Below are 17,066 nucleotides of genomic sequence, written 5' to 3'. Positions count from 1 at the left end.
CCCTGCAAAAGCCCCCGGTCAACCTTGTGTAACGACTTTCCTGCATTGAAATGTCTTTAATGAAAAGAAGACGCGGCCATCTTCAGATGGCCGTTTTTGTGTCAGCCTGAACTTGCACGCTGAATTTGTTTCAAAGTCGCCAACTGGGCTACCTTGATGAAAGAAAACAGCCCCTGAGTCGCCACGACTTCACCCCAAATCCGTATGCGGCGAATGGAGACGCTAATGATTTTTCCGGACATGAGAGGCTTGCCCCTGCACCGTGTGATGATGCGCACGGTCACCGAGTTCATCGCCGACGAGATGTCGACCTATGCCTCGGCGTTGGCCTATCAAATGCTCTTTTCGCTGTTTCCGTTCATTCTGTTTCTGATCGCCCTGATCGGCTTCCTGCATCTGCCAGACTTTTTCTCCTGGCTGCGCCTGCAATCGGAACTCGTATTGCCGCCCCAGGCGCTGGAGCAGGTCAACCCGGTGATCGACCAGCTTCAGCAGTCCAAGGGGGGGCTGCTGTCAGTGGGTATCGTGATTGCGCTGTATACCGCCTCCGCCGGTGTGCGGCTGATGATGAGCGCGATGAACGCAGCCTACGACGTGGTTGAAGGGCGCCCGCTGTGGAAACGCTTTCCGTTGTCGATCATCTACACCGTCGGCATTGCCGGCATGCTGCTGATCGCCGCAGCGCTGATGGTGCTCGGACCGCAGGTGATGAGCTGGATCGCTGCGCAAGTCGGCCTTGAGTACTTCATCGTCACCCTCTGGACCATCGCGCGCTGGCCGGTGATCGTGATTCTGCTGATGGTCGCGGTGGCGTTGATCTACTACGTCATGCCCGACGTCAAACAGGAATTCCGCTTCATCACCCCAGGCTCGGTGCTGGCGGTGGTGGTATGGATCATCGCGTCCCTGGGATTCGGTTTGTACGTCAAGGAGTTCGCCAACTACAACGCCATGTATGGCAGTATCGGTGCGATTATCGTGCTGTTGCTGTACTTCTACATTTCCGCCGCGGTGCTGCTGCTGGGCGCGGAGATGAATGCCGTGATCGAGCACATGTCACGAGAGGGCAAGGACCCTGGCGAAAAAGTGGCTGGCGAGCATGGTCCCGTCCATGAGGAAAAGCACCACGTGTCGGGGCTGGGCCGCGATCACTCACAACCGAAACCGACCATTGACGAAACCTGATCATGATTCGTGAAATTCTGAAAATGGGCGATGAGCGCCTACTGCGCATTGCCCCGCCAGTGCCGGCCGAAATGTTTGACAGCCCCGAGCTGTGGCAGCTGATCGATGACATGTTCCAGACCATGGAAAGCGTGGGGGGCGTTGGCCTGGCTGCTCCGCAGATCGGCGTCGACCTGCAACTGGTGATCTTCGGTTTCGAGCACAGCGAGCGTTATCCGGATGCCGAGGCTGTGCCGCAGACGATCCTGATCAACCCGTTGATCACACCGCTGAGCCCGATCCTGGAAGAGGGCTTCGAAGGCTGTTTGTCCGTGCCTGGCCTGCGTGGCGCGGTGCAGCGTTACCAGCAGATTCGCTACGAAGGCGTAGACCCCAAGGGTGAGCCCATCGTGCGTTTTGCCTCGGGGTTTCATGCGCGGGTGGTGCAACATGAGTGTGATCACCTGATCGGCCGCCTGTACCCGTCGCGTATTACCGACTTCAGCAAGTTTGGCTTCACTGAGGTGATGTTCCCGGACCTGGACCCCAACGCGGACGACTAAGCACACCAAAAACCAATGTGGGAGCGAGCCTGCTCGCGAAAGCGGCTAACCGTCAGCATTAACAGTGACTGACACGCCGCCTTCGCGAGCAGGCTCGCTCCCACATTTTTGATCTCGCTTACTTCGGCGCCAACCCCATCGCAATCATCGGTTTGCTGCGGGCATAACGGCTCAACCGTTCAACCATCGCGTAAGGCATCGGCGGATCGAAAGTAAACCCGCGCCGCTCATAAAACCCCCGCAAATCCGGATGACAGAACAACCACACCGGCTGTTCGCAATCCTTCACCGCTGCCGCAATCAACCCGGCGGCAAGCCCTTGTTCGCGACAGGCCGGATCGACAAACAACCCGGTCAGCCAATGCCCGCCGGACACCGGACGCAAACACAGCGCGGCAACTATCTGGTCACGTCGGGCCACCCACAACTGCGCGTCGCGCACGGCTTTCATCGACGATTGGTGAGCGCGGTAGAACTTGTTCATCAATGGCCATAAAGGCTCGTCGAGCAGGGTGTATCGGGTCTCGGGCATGGTTTTGGACTGTCGGTATGCAAAGCGGGCGATTATAAAAGAACGCGCGCGCCGGGATAGGTGTATACCTGATCTCACATCCCCATGAGTGGAGTACGCATCATGTCCAAAGGTATGGATTCAAAGAAATCGACGAAAAAGAAACCGGTGAAAACCGCCATTGAAAAGCGCGCGGACAAGAAGGCCAAAAAAGTTGGCGTATTCGGTCACTGATCCGCGTTGATTGATCGCTCCCATGCAACATGGGAGCGATCCTCCTGAAAATAATCTGCAAGATTTCCCAAGGCCATTGCACAGAAGGGGACTGGTCCCCGATCTGAGCAACGCCATGCCCCATTACTTTGATAGCGCCCACCAAGAAGAAATCGAAACCCTGCGCCGACGTTTCACCGCGCGCACCGAATGGCCGACCTGGTTGCTGTTGATCGGTGTGTATGGCGGCTGGTTTGGCATCGTGTTGAACAGCCATCGATTGGGTTTATGGTGGAGCACGCTGTTGCTGACTCCATTGCTGGTGCTGTGGTTATCCGTGCAACACGAACTGCTGCACGGTCATCCCACGCGCTGGTCAACCCTGAACAAAATCCTTGGCTACGCGCCGTTTGCCGTCTGGTATCCGTACACCCTGTATCGCGACAGCCATTTGCAGCATCACCGCGACGAGGACCTGACGATCCCCGGTCGCGATCCGGAAAGCCGTTACTTGAGCGCCGGGCAGTGGCAGGGCAGTTCACCGCTGGTGCGCAGCCTGCATTGGCTGAACAAAACCGTACTCGGTCGTTTTTCCCTGGGGGCACCGCTGGCCTTGCTGGCATTGGCCCGTGAAGAGCTGCAACGCCTCGGGGCAGGCGAGCGCCAGGCTTGGCTGATGTGGTTGAGTCACGGCTTGATGACCGGGTTGATGCTGCTGTTCATCGCGAACTTCAGCCTGTTGCCGGTTTGGCATTACCTGTTTTTGATCAGTGTGCCGGCGCTGTCGATCGCCATGATTCGCTCCTACTATGAACATCGACCTCATGCCGCGCCAGAGCAACGCACGGTGCTCAATGAAGCGGCGTGGCCGTGGCGCTGGCTGTTCCTGAACCTCAATTTTCATCTGGTGCACCACGAGTTGCCGGGGTTGCCCTGGTACGACTTGCCCCGCGCCTACGGGGCCCGCCGCGAGCAATGGCTGGCGCGTAGCGGCGGGTTTCTGGTGCGGGGTTATGGGCAGTTGTGGCGTGAACATGGAGTCAATGCCATCGACAGCCCGAGGCATCCGTTTTACTGATTTGCTGCTACCAACTGAGTTCCCTTGTGGGAGCGAGCCTGCTCGCGAAAGCGGTGTGACAGAGTGCATGGATGTTGACTGACACGACGCCATCGCGAGCAGGCTCGCTCCCACAGGGGATTTTCGTTGCATGGGACCATATCGATGACCCAACACTTCGCCGAACTGCTGATGTACACCGCCCCCGAACCCATCCACCAGGCCAACGAACGCTGGCTGGCGCGAATCCTCGAGCACCTGGGCGACACCCGCCGGGATGCCGAAGGCCTGTCACTGCTGGACTTGTGGTTGTCGCCGCAATTGTTGCTCACCCAAACCTGCGGCTATCCGCTGATGACAGCATTGCGCGGCAAGGTCCGGGTGTTGGGGCGGCCTCGTTATGAGCTGCCGGACAGCAGTGGCGGCAATCATTGCAGTCTGCTGTTGTGCCGCGTCGATGATCGGCGACAGACCTTGGCGGATTTTCGCCACAGCCGAGGGGTGATCAACAGCCAGGACTCCAACAGCGGCATGAATTTGCTGCGCCACCGTTTGGCATCCTTGCAACGTGACGGGCGGTTTTTTGCCCAGGTCGGAATCAGCGGCAGCCATCGTGAAAGCCTGCGCTGGTTACGCGAAAACCTTGCCGATCTGGCGGCCATCGACAGCGTGACCTTTGCCTATCTGGCACGCCACGCCGCAGAGGAAGTGGCCGGTTTGCGGGTGATTGCCCGCAGTGCGCTCAGTCCTGCCTTACCGTTCATTACTGCCGCGACGGTCAGCGATGAGCAGGCTGAAGAGCTCCTGCGGGTGATGAACCTGGCGTTGCGCGAGCTGCCGGAGGTTGCCGAAACCCTCGGTTTGCCAGAGGTACTGCCCACCAACGAAAGCGACTATCAGATTGTGCTCGACTACCAGCGTGAGGCCGAGGTGCTGGGGTATGGGGATTTGCGATAGCGGCCTGTCAGGTATTTTTTAAGTCCATAAATGAATATAAAAATAAGTTTTAAATATTATTAATGAATAAGGCTCCTTGTTAGGATTCGCCTCACCGGACCACCGGACATTCAGCGACCCCTAACCCAGGAGCCCCTATGTCCGGCGCAGATATTCTTCATCGCAAACAGGTGGACGGATTGTTCCGCGCCCACTACCTCTGGCTCTGCACGCGCCTGCGTCAGTCCCTGAACGATGCCGCCGCTGTCGAAGACATTGCCTGCGAAACCTTCGTGCAACTGCTGCAGGCCCCTGGCCTGACGGCAATCCGTGAACCCCGTGCGTTGCTCACCACCATCGCCCAGCGCCTGCTCTATCAGCGTTGGCGTCGAGGTGACCTGGAGCGCCAGTACCTTCAACAACTGCAACAGGCCGAGTCGATCCACGCCCAATCGCCGGAAGAACTGGCTCAGGTGTCCCAGACCCTGACCCGTGTGGATCGCAGTCTTCAGCGGCTGCCAGGCAAAGTCCGCTCGACCTTCCTGCTGTCACGGATCGACGGCCTGACCTATCCACAAATTGCCGCTGCGCTGGGCATTTCCCTGCGTTCAGTCAGCGACTACATGACCCGTTCCCAGGCCCTGTGCGACCGACACAGCGCCAACCAATCCCTGAACCGTCACCTCCAGAACAAGAGGTCCGCATGAGATCGATCAAAACCCTGCTCGGCAGTTCGTTGCTGGTCCTGAGCCTGTTGTCCCACCCGGCATCGGCCACGGAAAAAGCGGCACCTATTCACTTTGGTGACATCACTTGGGAAAGCGGCAGCCTCATCACCGAAATCCTGCGCCTGATCGTTGAAAAAGGTTACGGCTACCCGACCGACACGCTGCCGGGCAGCACCGTCAGCCTTGAAGCGGCGCTGGCCAAAAACGACATCCAGGTCATCGGTGAAGAGTGGGCCGGACGCAGCCCTGCCTGGGTCAAGGCGGCGGCGGAGGGCAAGGTGTTCGGCCTTGGCGATACGGTCAAGGGCGCCACCGAAGGCTGGTGGGTGCCGGAGTACGTGATCAAGGGCGATCCGGAGCGCGGCATCAAGCCCTTGGCCCCGGAGTTGAAATCCGTTGCCGACCTGGCGAAGTACAAGGACGTGTTCCGTGACCCCGAAGACCCGAGCCGCGGACGCTTCCTCAACAGCCCGACCGGCTGGACTTCGGAAATCGTCAACAGCCAGAAACTCAAGGCCTATGACCTGACCGCCAGCTACGTCAACTTCCGCACGGGGTCCGGTGCCGCACTGGATGCCGAGGTGGCGTCGTCGATCCGCCGTGGCAAACCGGTGCTGTTCTACTACTGGTCGCCGACACCGCTGTTGGGGCGTTTTAAACTGGTCAAACTCGATGAACCACCATTCGATGCCGAAGCCTGGAAAACCCTGGCCGATGCCAACAACCCGAACCCCAAAGGCACGCGCTCGATGCCGGCCAGCCTGGCCATCGGCGTATCGGCACCGTTCAAGGCGCAATACCCGGACCTGGTGACGTTCTTTGAAAAGGTCGATTTGCCGATTGATCTGTTGAACCAGACCTTGGGTCAGATGAGTGAAAAACGGCAGAAACCCCGAGAAGTCGCCGAAGCGTTTTTGCGTGAGCAGCCGCAGGTATGGAAGGGTTGGGTGCCGGGAGAGGTGGCCACCAAGGTGAGTGCCAGCTTGTAGTTTGTTCTGAGAGTTCTGCAGTGTTTGAGCTGCAACCATTCGCGAGCAAGCCCGCTCCCACATTGAATCTGTGATTTCCACAAAACCTGTGGTCACCGCCGATCCCCTGTGGGAGCGGGCTTGCTCGCGAATGGTCTACAGCCTTAAGCCAATTCGGCAGCCAGCGCCGCTCTCACTACCGACCGCTGATCTGTCTTGTTCTCCGAGTATTTCCCCCCTCGACAAGCTGCTGAACCGATTTTGTCCTCAGTAGTGGCAGACTAGTGGCCTTGCAAGCCCGAGGTTGCTGTCTATGATCAGGTGTAACTAACTGTATCGACCCTCATGAGGTGGTCGATCTCTGGTCGCAGAGTGCGCAATCGAAGGCACCAACACTTGATGGCAAGGAGCTGTCCGCTAAATGGAATTTGTTGTGAATCTGTTAGGGCTGGCCCGCATGCGGGCTATCAAGAGAAGGATGTCTTGATGAGCGTGTCGCTGTAAGGACCCTCCGATTGAACATCATTTATCACCTGACTAGTCCTTCTTTTTGGAGGGATGCGTGTGCCTGTTCCACGGAGCGTAGTGGTGGATTTGAAAGACCTGCAACGTTCATCAATCAAAAAACCGCGCGGAAGGTGATACGACAATGTTCAACCTACATCACAAGGCCGACCTGCTGGAAATTGAACGGTTCAGTTGCGCGCTGACTGAGGCTAATGCCAAGTTGGCGGCGATCAGTCATTCGATGGCGATGATTGAATTCACTCCGGACGGCATCGTCATCGATGCCAACGAAAACTTTTGCAATGCCATGGGCTACAGCGCTGACGAGGTGCGCGGCAAACATCACCGGGTCTTTTGTGAGGAGCAGTATTACCGCAGCGATGAGTACACCAAGTTATGGCGTGACCTGGCGCGGGGCGAGCCGCTGGGGGGGACCTTTTTGCGCTTGCACAAGAGTGGCCGCGAGATCTGGCTCGAAGCCAGTTACATGCCGGTGCTGGGCCCCGACCGGCAGGTGAAAAGTGTGATCAAGGTAGCCACCGACATCACCGCACGGATCAACAAGGAACACGAAAACGAAAGCAGGCTCGCCGCGATCGGCCGTTCGATGGCCGTGATCGAATTCACGCCCGAAGGCAAGGTCATCACCGCCAACGAGAACTTCCTGAAAACCATGCAGTACTCGCTCAACGAAGTGGTGGGGCAGCATCACAGCCTGTTCTGCCACCGTGCCGAAGCCGAGTCCCAGGGCTACCGGAATTTCTGGGCTTCGCTCAACCGCGGCGAATATCACTCACATCGTTTCGAACGCAGGAACAAGCAAGGTCAGACGGTATTCCTGGAAGCCTCCTACAACCCGTTGTTCGACGCCAAGGGGCGGTTGTACAAGGTGGTCAAGTTCGCCAGCGATATCACCCACCAGATGACCACCCTGCAAACCGCCGCAGAGTCGGCCCACAGCACTTCGGTACAAAACGACGTCTGCGCGCGCAAGGGCTCCGAGGTGGTGCAGCAGACGGTGCAGATCATCCAGGACATTTCCCGGGACTTGAACGAGGCGGCTCTGAGCATCGACGCCGTGAGCAAACAGTCCGACATCATCGGCACCATCGTGCAGACCATTCGCGGCATTGCCGATCAGACCAACCTGCTGGCGCTCAACGCGGCGATCGAAGCGGCCCGTGCCGGAGAGCACGGGCGCGGGTTTGCGGTGGTAGCCGATGAAGTGCGCAGCCTTGCGGCGCGCACCAGTCAGGCGACGCTGGAGATTGTCGAGGTGGTGCGCAAGAACCACGATTTGTCGCTCAGCGCGGTGTCGAGCATGCAATCGAGTCTGAGTCGAACCGGCCTCGGAGTTGAATTGGCGAACGAGGCAGGGGAGGTGATTCTGGAAATCCAGCAGGGCTCGCGGCATGTGGTGGATGCGATCAGTCAGTTCAACTCGACGTTGCAACTGAACTAGTCGCGGTAACTGCGATGGTCGATAACGCGTGTTTTCTGGATATACGCGGCGCTCTTGCATCCATCGCGAGCGAGCTCGCTCCTACAAAAAACGCCGACCCATTGTAGGAGCGAGCTTGCTCGCGATGGACGATAACGATAACGCGTGTTTTCTGGTTATACGCGGTGCTCTTGCATCCATCGCGAGCAAGCTCGCTCCTACAAGAAACAGCGCGGCATTTTGCGGCTCCTCAAGGCAAGCCGTTGCAGCCGTGCTTGAGGAACCCCGGACGCTGCGCCAGACGCTGGAAGTATTCATCGACGGAGGGGTAATCCGGACGCTCGATCGGCGTCATCAGCCAGCGATTGACCGACAAACCGATGACAACGTCGGCCAGGGTAAAGTGTGGTCCGGCGACATACGCCTTGGTGGTCGCGAGTTGATGTTCGAGGATGCCCATTTTCTGGTTCCAGCCACGGATGCCGATTTCAAGGCTATGCGGGTCCTGGAACTCCGGGTCCTTGCGCACCAGTGACATGAACGGGTATCTCCAGGACGGATTGAGCTCGGTGGCTTGCCAGTCCATCCACTGCTCCACCCGGGCGCGGGCGGCCGGTTCGGTGGGCAGCAACTCGCTGTGATGGTGGTGGTGTTTGCCAGCCAGATAGCGGCAGATGGTATTGGATTCCCACAATACGCCAGCTTCATCGATGATCACCGGCACCTGTGCGTTGGGATTGAAGCGCAGGAACTCGGGGCTGTGGGTGGACGCGAAACCACTGCCCCAGTCCTCGCGTTCGTAGGCAATACCCAGCTCCTCGCAAGTCCACAGGACTTTTCGGACGTTGATGGACGAGGCTTTGCCGAGAATCTTCAGTGCATGTTCCATTTTGCTACTCCGTCAGCGAATCATGGCGTCGGGAATTCATAGTGTGCCTGCCGACGGCTGACATCAAGTCTGCAGGATCCGCAGGACCAGACGTAAACCTGTAGGAATGGTCCGTAGGCAAGGGGTATCAGAGGATTTCCGCAGGTAGTGATTTCTTGCGGAATTACCTACGACTACGCCAGAATCCGCCGACTTGTGCGCCTGGTATCCGGACTCGTATTGTTCCGTGTCGCTGCAAATTCAGCGATCGGGTTTCGCAGCCCGGGTATCTCTAGACGCATAGCGTCCACCGTTCGTGATCGAATCACGTTATGGCGGCTGTGCGTGGGAGACCTTCGGGTCTACCGGGTTCTAGAGTCCCGGTCTGCGACCCGCGTACAGCTGCCACCCCTTCGTATCGCAGCGAATCGTGGCAGCTCCATCACTCTAGGAGCATTGCCATGTTCAAACCCACGCCCAACCCCCCACGCAATCCCAGCCCCATGTTCACCATCTCTCCCGGCATCAATAACGAAACGCTGTTGGCGCACGCCTGCGAATCACTGGCCTCGGCGAGTGTCATGACCAATGACTTCGCTGCTTTTCTGGAAGGCAGCCATCGCAACACGGCACTGGCGATTGCACAGATCATCATGCTGGCCGAGTTGGCGGTGAACCGGGTGCTGGATAACCTCGATCCGCAGGATTGAACACTGAGCGGGGCGAGAGGCTTTCCCTGTGGCGAGGGGGCTTGCCCCCGTTCGGCTGCGGAGCAGTCGTAATCCAGTTCACGGGTTTGACCTGTATGACTGCGGCGTCTGTTTTTGGGGCTGCTTCGCAACCCAACGGGGGCAAGCCCCCTCGCCACAAAATCTCACTTCACTGCGGGTGTGTCGTGCTTACGTGCTTTCGCGCACCTTCAACTCAAACCCCATGTCCTGCACCGGTTTGGCCACGGTGTTGCCGGCCATCAGCGTCAGCATCTGCTCCGCCGCGCGACGGCCGATGGCTTCACGCGGGGTGTTGATGCTGCTCAGGCGCGGGACCATGTGTTCGGACATGGGCAAGTCGTTGAAGCCGAGGATCGCCACCTGTTCGGGGATCTTGATCCCGTTGCGCATGGCTTCGAGCAGGGCGCCCTGGGCCAGGTCGTCGTTGCCGAAGAAGATCGCATCGACATCCGGATGACTGGCCAGCAGTTGCAGGAACAACTCGCCGCCGAGGCCGACGGAGGAGGAGCGGGGCGTCAGCACTTCCAGGTCCGGGTCATACCGACCGGCCTTTTGCAGGGCTTTGCGGAAGCCTTCGCCGCGCAATAAAGTGCGCTGGTCCAGCTGCGCGCCGATGTAGGCCAGGCGCTTGCGGCCGCGGGACAGCAAGTGTTCGGCAGCCGTTTCGCCGGCCGCCAGTTGCGAAAAGCCAACGCAATTGAGCCCGGCGGCGCTGTCCAGTTCCATCATGTACACGCAAGGAATATTGCTGGCTTCGATCATCCGCCGCGAACTTTCGGTGCGGTCGAAACCCGTCAGCAATAAGCCGCGCGGTTGATAGGCCATGTAGTTGCGCAGCAGGTTTTCTTCTTCATCGCGCGAATAATGGAAGTTGCCGATCAGCACTTCGAAGCCCTTGGGGCGCAAAACCCGATGAATGGCTTCCAGGGTGTCGATGAACAGCAGGTTGGACAGCGACGGCACCAGCACCACGACTGACTGGCTCTGGGCCGAGGCCAAGGCGCGGGCAGCAGGGTTGACCACATAGTTGAGTTCCAGCGCCGCTTTCTGCACCTTTTCCACAAGTTCAGTGGCCACGGTGCTGACGCCACGCAAGGCGCGGGAGGCGGTGATCGGGCTGACGCCGGCCAGTCGGGCAACTTCGTTCAGGGTGGGGCGGCCAGTGGTGCGAGTATTTTTATCGTTCTTGGTTGTGTTCATCGACGGCTTGCCAAACAAAATTCAAGGCACTAAGGTAGCGCTGTCTCGATGCAGCTGCAAATGCGTGAGCGAGGGTTCGCCTGATCCTTGCTTTTTGGTGTTGGGACCTAACCTGCTGCAACCCATAAAATGACAAGAAAGGCGTCGGCAACTTCTGCTTTTGATCTAGTGTCATAACTGGCAAAGGTAGCGCTGTCTGCGCGCTGAGGTGTTACATGAATCATCCCATCACCGCCCTGGTCATCATGGGCGTTGCCGGTTGCGGCAAGACGTGCGTCAGCGAGGCCTTGTGCCATTTGAGCGGCGCCACTGCCATTGAAGGCGACTCTTTTCACCCTGCCGCCAATATCGAAAAGATGAGCGCGGGGATTCCCCTGAACGATGAAGACCGTGCCGGCTGGCTCGACAGCCTGTGCGATGAACTGCGCCGTGTCGACGCCAAGGGCCAGCGCCCGGTGCTGACCTGTTCGGCTCTCAAGCACGTCTATCGCGAACGTCTGCGCAGTGCCTTGCCGGGCCTGGGCTTCGTGTTCCTTGAGTTGACCCCCGAAGTCGCCGCCGACCGTGTCTCCCATCGGCCAGGCCACTTCATGCCGTCGACCCTGATCGACAGCCAGTTCGCCACCCTCGAATCGCCCGTCGGCGAGCCGTTGACCCTGGCGCTGGATGCTTCGACCTATAGCGTCGAGCAACTGGCGGCGCAGGCTCATGCCTGGTGGCAGGCGAACGGCCTGAAACAGGCGGTATGACTGTGCTCGCAAAGACAGCGCTGTCCTCACGACTTCTGATCAACCCGCTTTAATAACAACAACAACCAGGAGACACCCCTAATGTTTGGCATGTCCCACGAGACGTTCCTGCTGCTCGATGCAGTGGTCACGGTGATCGGGCTTATCGTCCTGATCACCAAGTTCAAGTTGCACCCATTCCTCGCACTGATCATCGCCGCAGCCTTCCTCGGGCTGACCTCCGGCATGCCGATCGGCACCATCATCAAGGCGTTCCAGGACGGCTTCGGTGGCGTGCTTGGTTTCGTCGGCATCATCCTGGCGCTGGGCACCATGCTCGGCAAAATGATGGCCGAATCAGGCGGTGCGGATCAGATTGCGCAGACGTTGATCCGCGCCTTCGGCAAGGACAAGGTGCAGTGGGCGATGATGTTCGCCGCGTTCCTGGTCGGCATTCCGCTGTTCTTCGAAATCGGCTTCGTGCTGCTGATTCCGCTGGTGTTCATCGTGGCCCGTCGCACTGGCGTGTCGATCATCAAGATCGGTATCCCGCTGCTGGCTGGTCTGTCCGCGGTACACGGCCTGGTGCCGCCGCACCCGGGTCCGCTGCTGGCCATCGGCGTGTTCGGTGCCGACATCGGTAAAACCATTCTGTACGGCCTGATCGTTGCGTTGCCAACCGCCATCATCGCTGGCCCGATCTTCGGTACGTTCATTGCCAAGCACATCCCCGGTCATCCGAACCAGGAGCTGGTGGATCAACTGTCGCGCGAAACGGATTCGGCTGAACTGCCGAGCTTCGGCATCACGCTGGTGACCGTGCTGCTGCCGGTGTTCCTGATGCTGCTCAAGACGTTTGCCGACGTGGTGCTGCCCGATGGCAACATCTTCCGCGCCTTCATAGACCTGATCGGTCACCCGATTTCGGCGTTGCTGCTGGCATTGCTGCTGTCGCTGTATACCTTCGGCTACAAGCAGGGCATCGGTTCCAGCCAAATGATGAAATGGCTGGATGCCAGCCTCGCGCCGACCGCCGCGATCATCCTGATCATCGGTGCCGGTGGTGGCTTCAAGCAGATGCTGGTGACCAGCGGCGTGGGTGACGTGATCGGCCACATGGCGGTGAACGCACAGATCTCGCCGATCCTGCTGGCCTGGCTGGTGGCGGCGGTGATTCGTATCGCGACCGGTTCAGCGACCGTGGCGACCATCACTGGCGCCGGCATCGTGGTGCCGGTGGTGGGGATGATTCCGGGTGTGAACCGTGAGCTGCTGGTGCTGGCCACCGGTGCAGGCTCCCTGATCCTGTCCCATGTCAACGACGCCGGTTTCTGGTTGGTGAAGCAGTACTTCAACATGACCGTGGCCGAAACCTTCAAGACCTGGACCGCGATGGAAACCATCCTCTCCGTGGTTGGCCTGGGCTTTATCCTGTTGTTGTCGCTGTTCGTTTAAGCGATTCGACAGACACAAAAAAACCGCAGCGATGCGGTTTTTTTGTGGGTGATCGATTTCAAGGCTGAGCATAGTACAAATGTGGGAGCGGGCTTGCTCGCGAAAGCGTCGTATCAGTAAACGAAGATGTTGTTTGATACACCGCATTCGCGAGCAAGCCCGCTCCCACAGGGGATATGTGTCAGGCGTTGGTTTTCGGTGCCAACCCATCCGCCCTGAACATCCCGCGAATCCCGCGTACGGCCTGACGAATCCGGTCCTGGTTTTCGATCAGGGCGAAGCGCACGTGATCATCACCGTACTCGCCAAACCCGACGCCCGGCGAGACACACACCTTGGCTTCGGCCAGCAGTTTCTTGGCGAACTCCAGCGAGCCCAGGTGCGCATAGGCCTCGGGAATCTTGGCCCAGACATACATCGACGCTTTCGGGTTTTCCACCATCCAGCCCAGTTCATGCAGACCCTTGACCAGCACATTGCGCCGCTGCCGATACTGCTCGGCGATGTCGCGCACGCATTGCTGATCGCCTTCAAGCGCAGCGATGGCCGCCACTTGCAGCGGAGTGAAGGTGCCGTAGTCGTGGTAGCTCTTGATCCGCGCCAGGGCATTGACCAGTTCCGGGTTGCCGACCATGAAGCCAATGCGCCAGCCGGCCATGTTGTAGCTCTTGGACAGGGTGAAAAACTCCACCGCAATGTCCTTGGCCCCGGGCACTTGCATGATCGACGGGGCTTTCCAGCCGTCGTAGACGATGTCGGCGTAGGCCAGGTCGTGTACCACAAGCACGTCGTACTGCTTGGCGAGGGCGATCACCCGTTCGAAGAAATCCAGCTCCACGCACTGGGCGGTCGGGTTGGACGGGAAACCGAGGATCATCATCTTCGGCTTCGGGATCGAACCGCGAATGGCCCGCTCCAGTTCAGCGAAGAAATCCACGCCCGGCACCAGCGGCACCGACCGCACCTGGGCGCCGGCAATCACGGCACCATAGATGTGAATCGGGTAGCTCGGGTTGGGCACGAGCACGGTGTCGCCCTGATCCAGGGTGGCCAGCATCAGGTGCGCCAGGCCTTCCTTGGAACCGATGGTGACAATGGCCTCGTTTTCCGGGTCGATGTCGACCTCGTAGCGGTCCTTGTACCAGTTGGAAATCGCCCGGCGCAGGCGCGGAATGCCCTTGGACGTCGAGTAGCCGTGGGTGTCTTCGCGCTGGGCCACCGTGACGAGTTTTTCGACGATGTGCGGCGGCGTGGCGCCGTCGGGGTTGCCCATGCTCAAGTCGATGATGTCTTCGCCACGACGACGGGCGGCCATCTTCAGCTCGGCAGTGATGTTGAAAACGTAAGGGGGGAGTCGATCTATGCGCGCAAAGCGGCGCGGCGAACCTTGTTCGGCCATTGTTGCCTCGGATAACGTAAGCGCCCGGAACCGTCCGAGCGACGCTGGTCACTGCGGTGACCTGTGGCGGAATGTAAGGGCAGCTGTGGCAGACTGTCCAGCCTCAATGTAAACAAATTTTTCCGAAGGATAGGGTTCGATGGAATTTACCAGCGGCTTCTTGCTGAGCCTCTCGCTGTGCCTGGATATCGGCGTGGCCAACATCGCGATGATCACCCTGGCCATGCAGCGCGGCTATTTCCAGGGGTTTGCGCTGGGGCTGGGGACCTGTGTCGGCGACCTGATCTACGCGGTACTGGCACTGGCCGGCATGACCGTGTTGCTGCAATACGAAACCGTGCGCTGGGTGTTGTGGATCGGTGGCTCGGCGCTGCTGGTGTACTTCGCGGCGAAGATGATCTATTCGGCGATTCACCACGAAGCGGTGCTGGCGCAATCGGCCGATGTGGGGCACAACTCCCATCGCAAGGAGTTCTTGCGCGGGATCTTCCTGGCCATGTCGTCGCCTAGCGCGATTCTCTGGTTCGCTGCGGTGGGTGGCACGCTGATCGCCCGTTCCGGCGGCGGTGGCGCCCTCAGCTCCGCGCTGTTTCTCGGCGGTTTTCTCTGTGCAGGGATTCTCTGGTGTGTCGGGCTGTGCTTTGCTGCGAGCCACGGCGGCAAGTTGCTCGGCGACAAGTTACTGCGTTACTCCTACATGGCATCGGCAGCGATCTTCTGTTATTTCGCGGTCTACGTGATCCTATCGGGTTATAACGAGTTTGTCGGTTCAGGCGCCGTCGAGCAATTGCACGCCCTGTAATTGGGCGAATCGGGTTTGGCTTCTATACTCCCAGCCGAACCCATTTTTATGCGTCAGGAGTCGAGTCATGGATGAGTTAGCACGCGTCGAACCGACGCAACCACGCTTCGAACACGGGCACTTCCTGCTGATTGCAGGGCTTGGCGGAACATTTACCCAACAAACCGTTCAAGGCATTCCCGAACTCTGGGAGAAACTCATCCCGCATCTGGGCCATATACCGGGCCAAAAAGGCGAAGTCACCTACGGTGTCTGCTGCAATTTCGACGGCAAGGGCGGCTTCGATTACATCGCCGGGGTCGAGATCAGCAAGCTCGACGACTTGCCCGAAACCTACCGCTGGGTAGAAGTTCAGCCGCAGCAGTACGTGGTGTTCGAACACAAAGGACCGCTGGACACCCTGCCGCAAACCTTTCAGTACATCCATGGCACGTGGCTGCCGCAGTCCGGCCACGAGCTATTGGCGGCTCCGGAGTTCGAGCGCTACAGCGAAGACTTCAACCCCAAGCTCAACACCGGCAAGCTGGAAATCTGGCTACCGATCAAGGCATGACACCTGCACGAGAGGCGGATCAGCCGATTCGTCTCTCGATGTCCCACGGCGGCTGATTTATCATCCTCAGTCTTTCCCATGCTGATCCCGAGCTGCCATGAACACCGTCATCCGCAACGTCACCCCCGCCAATCTGGACCGCTGCTTTGCCATCGAAACCCTTGCCTATGAAGGTGACGAAGCTGCGACCCGCGAGAAGATCGCCACCCGCATCGCCACCTGGCCCGAGGGTTTTATCGTCGCTGAGGTGGACGGGGTTGTCGCCGGATTCATCAACTCCGGTGCGGCGTTCCAGGTGGAAATGTCGGACGAGGCGTTCAAGGAACTGATCGGCCACGACCCGGCCGGGCCGCATGTGGTGATCATGTCGGTGGTGGTGCACCCGGATTATCAGGGCCAAGGCCTGGCCAAGCGCCTGATGGGCGAGTTCATCGAGCGCATGCGTGCGATGGGCAAGGTCACCATCAACCTGATGTGCAAGGAACGGCATATTCCGTTGTATGCCGGGTTCGGCTTTGCCTACGTCAAGCCATCGGCCTCGGACCATGGCGGCATGGCGTGGCATGAGATGGTGCTGGCGTTGTAAGCCACACTGAGGATCCCCTGTGGGAGCGGGCTTGCTCGCGAAGAGGCCGGTACACTCGACATCTCTATTGACTGACACACCGCTTTCGCGAGCAAGCCCGCTCCCACAGGGTCGGTGTTGTGTCAGCAATATCAGTAGTGACTATCGAACAGTCAAAACACCAACCCCATCCGCCGCTCATACCCGATCCGGCCCTTGTACGCCTCGCCGCTGTCGACAAAGCCAAACCTGGCGTACAGGGCGATGGCGGCTTCGTTGTCGGCATCCACTGACAGCTCCAGCCCCCTGATTTCCGGCCAGGCCAGGCGCGCCGCCTCGGGCAGCGCTTGCAGGCAGGCCTTGCCGTAGCCCTTGCCCTGGACGCGTTGATCGACTTGCAGCGCATGCAGCGTGGCGCTGTGCTCATCGGCCCAGGCCGGCAACACCGGCGGGCGCTTGAGCAGCAGGAACGCGACGGGCACATCCTCGGCCAGCAGGGCGAAGCCCTTGACGCCGGGGCCGGGCTTGGACAACAGCGTGTGCAAGGCACCGTGGATGTCACCCGAGAATCTGATCTGTTCCGAATGCACTTCGATGGCCTCGACCTGCTGGCGCTGCAGTGCATTCAGGCTTTCATAAGGCACGAGTCGGGCTGTCACGGGAGTGTCCTTTTTCCA

General features: G+C 59.2%; 18 protein-coding genes and 1 pseudogene. 14 read left to right on the top strand and 5 right to left on the bottom strand.

Annotated features, from left to right (window positions below; translation table 11 throughout):
* Positions 1–225: 225 nt before the first annotated feature.
* Together KGA98_RS20655 and def are read left to right on the top strand one after the other, a co-directional pair.
* Positions 226–1,185 carry a YihY/virulence factor BrkB family protein gene (locus tag KGA98_RS20655; RefSeq protein ID WP_057713563.1) on the top strand — a complete coding sequence of 320 codons (960 nt, stop codon included), beginning with the start codon at positions 226–228 and terminating at the stop codon, positions 1,183–1,185.
* A gap of 2 nt (positions 1,186–1,187) precedes the next feature.
* Positions 1,188–1,727 carry a peptide deformylase gene (gene def / locus KGA98_RS20650; RefSeq protein ID WP_150813272.1) on the top strand — a complete coding sequence of 180 codons (540 nt, stop codon included), beginning with the start codon at positions 1,188–1,190 and terminating at the stop codon, positions 1,725–1,727.
* Between the two features lie 118 nt (positions 1,728–1,845).
* Here def and KGA98_RS20645 read toward each other — a convergent pair whose 3' ends face one another.
* Entirely contained in the window at positions 1,846–2,259 is a 414-nt protein-coding gene (locus tag KGA98_RS20645) for a GNAT family N-acetyltransferase (protein ID WP_223503496.1), read from the bottom strand.
* Positions 2,260–2,587: 328 nt separating this feature from the next.
* On the opposite strand from KGA98_RS20645, the gene KGA98_RS20640 reads away from it, so the two are divergent.
* The 6 genes and pseudogenes from KGA98_RS20640 to KGA98_RS28740 all read left to right on the top strand — a co-directional run bounded on the left by KGA98_RS20640 (position 2,588) and on the right by KGA98_RS28740 (position 8,109).
* The gene (locus KGA98_RS20640) at positions 2,588–3,529 is read left to right on the top strand and encodes a fatty acid desaturase (protein WP_223503493.1); all 942 of its coding nucleotides are present in this window, start codon (positions 2,588–2,590) and stop codon (positions 3,527–3,529) included.
* A gap of 144 nt (positions 3,530–3,673) precedes the next feature.
* Positions 3,674–4,465 (top strand): phosphate/phosphite/phosphonate ABC transporter substrate-binding protein, encoded by a 792-nt coding sequence (locus KGA98_RS20635; protein ID WP_223503491.1) that lies wholly within the window; start codon positions 3,674–3,676, stop codon positions 4,463–4,465.
* Between the two features lie 137 nt (positions 4,466–4,602).
* The gene (locus KGA98_RS20630; RefSeq protein WP_223503489.1) at positions 4,603–5,151 is read left to right on the top strand and encodes a sigma-70 family RNA polymerase sigma factor; all 549 of its coding nucleotides are present in this window, start codon (positions 4,603–4,605) and stop codon (positions 5,149–5,151) included.
* The gene (locus tag KGA98_RS20625) at positions 5,148–6,161 is read left to right on the top strand and encodes an ABC transporter substrate-binding protein (RefSeq protein WP_154860405.1); all 1,014 of its coding nucleotides are present in this window, start codon (positions 5,148–5,150) and stop codon (positions 6,159–6,161) included. Before KGA98_RS20630 ends, KGA98_RS20625 begins: the two co-directional genes overlap by 4 nt.
* Positions 6,162–6,789: 628 nt before the next feature.
* Positions 6,790–7,563 (top strand): annotated as a pseudogene (locus tag KGA98_RS28745) (PAS domain-containing protein); the annotation flags it as partial.
* 6 nt (positions 7,564–7,569) lie between these two features.
* Complete coding sequence (locus tag KGA98_RS28740; protein ID WP_227698141.1) at positions 7,570–8,109, top strand: methyl-accepting chemotaxis protein; 540 nt, start codon at positions 7,570–7,572, stop codon at positions 8,107–8,109.
* 229 nt (positions 8,110–8,338) lie between these two features.
* On the opposite strand, the gene KGA98_RS20615 is transcribed toward KGA98_RS28740, so the two are convergent.
* Positions 8,339–8,977: a glutathione S-transferase family protein gene (locus tag KGA98_RS20615; RefSeq protein ID WP_223503485.1), complete on the bottom strand. Its 639-nt coding sequence runs from the start codon at positions 8,975–8,977 to the stop codon at positions 8,339–8,341.
* A gap of 440 nt (positions 8,978–9,417) precedes the next feature.
* Here KGA98_RS20615 and KGA98_RS20610 point away from each other — a divergent pair, with 440 nt between their 5' ends.
* Positions 9,418–9,666, top strand: coding sequence for a DUF6124 family protein (locus KGA98_RS20610; RefSeq protein ID WP_090457380.1), 249 nt, complete (start codon positions 9,418–9,420; stop codon positions 9,664–9,666).
* 189 nt (positions 9,667–9,855) lie between these two features.
* Here KGA98_RS20610 and KGA98_RS20605 read toward each other — a convergent pair whose 3' ends face one another.
* Positions 9,856–10,887, bottom strand: a complete 1,032-nt coding sequence (locus KGA98_RS20605; RefSeq protein WP_057713572.1) for a LacI family DNA-binding transcriptional regulator — start codon at positions 10,885–10,887, stop codon at positions 9,856–9,858.
* Positions 10,888–11,102: 215 nt separating this feature from the next.
* On the opposite strand from KGA98_RS20605, the gene KGA98_RS20600 reads away from it, so the two are divergent.
* Together KGA98_RS20600 and KGA98_RS20595 are read left to right on the top strand one after the other, a co-directional pair.
* Positions 11,103–11,636, top strand: coding sequence for a gluconokinase (locus KGA98_RS20600; RefSeq protein ID WP_090457379.1), 534 nt, complete (start codon positions 11,103–11,105; stop codon positions 11,634–11,636).
* Between the two features lie 81 nt (positions 11,637–11,717).
* On the top strand, positions 11,718–13,070 hold the full coding sequence (locus tag KGA98_RS20595) for a GntP family permease (protein WP_223503483.1): 1,353 nt from the start codon (positions 11,718–11,720) through the stop codon (positions 13,068–13,070).
* 181 nt (positions 13,071–13,251) lie between these two features.
* On the opposite strand, the gene alaC is transcribed toward KGA98_RS20595, so the two are convergent.
* Complete coding sequence (alaC, locus tag KGA98_RS20590) at positions 13,252–14,469, bottom strand: alanine transaminase (RefSeq protein ID WP_223503481.1); 1,218 nt, start codon at positions 14,467–14,469, stop codon at positions 13,252–13,254.
* 139 nt (positions 14,470–14,608) lie between these two features.
* Between alaC and KGA98_RS20585 the strand changes: the two genes are divergently transcribed.
* From KGA98_RS20585 to KGA98_RS20575, 3 genes are all read left to right on the top strand, one after another.
* Positions 14,609–15,271, top strand: coding sequence for a LysE family translocator (locus KGA98_RS20585; protein ID WP_223503479.1), 663 nt, complete (start codon positions 14,609–14,611; stop codon positions 15,269–15,271).
* 67 nt (positions 15,272–15,338) lie between these two features.
* On the top strand, positions 15,339–15,824 hold the full coding sequence (locus KGA98_RS20580; protein WP_223503477.1) for a GyrI-like domain-containing protein: 486 nt from the start codon (positions 15,339–15,341) through the stop codon (positions 15,822–15,824).
* Positions 15,825–15,921: 97 nt separating this feature from the next.
* Positions 15,922–16,410: a GNAT family N-acetyltransferase gene (locus KGA98_RS20575; RefSeq protein WP_223503475.1), complete on the top strand. Its 489-nt coding sequence runs from the start codon at positions 15,922–15,924 to the stop codon at positions 16,408–16,410.
* Positions 16,411–16,562: 152 nt separating this feature from the next.
* On the opposite strand, the gene KGA98_RS20570 is transcribed toward KGA98_RS20575, so the two are convergent.
* Complete coding sequence (locus tag KGA98_RS20570) at positions 16,563–17,048, bottom strand: GNAT family N-acetyltransferase (protein ID WP_090457375.1); 486 nt, start codon at positions 17,046–17,048, stop codon at positions 16,563–16,565.
* Between the last annotated feature and the right edge of the window lie 18 nt (positions 17,049–17,066).

This window comes from Pseudomonas sp. BF-R-24, assembly GCF_019947335.1.
Taxonomy (GTDB): Bacteria; Pseudomonadota; Gammaproteobacteria; order Pseudomonadales; family Pseudomonadaceae; genus Aquipseudomonas; species Aquipseudomonas jessenii.
Note: the sequence above shows the minus strand (reverse complement) of the source record. Positions and strands in the feature narration are given on the sequence as shown.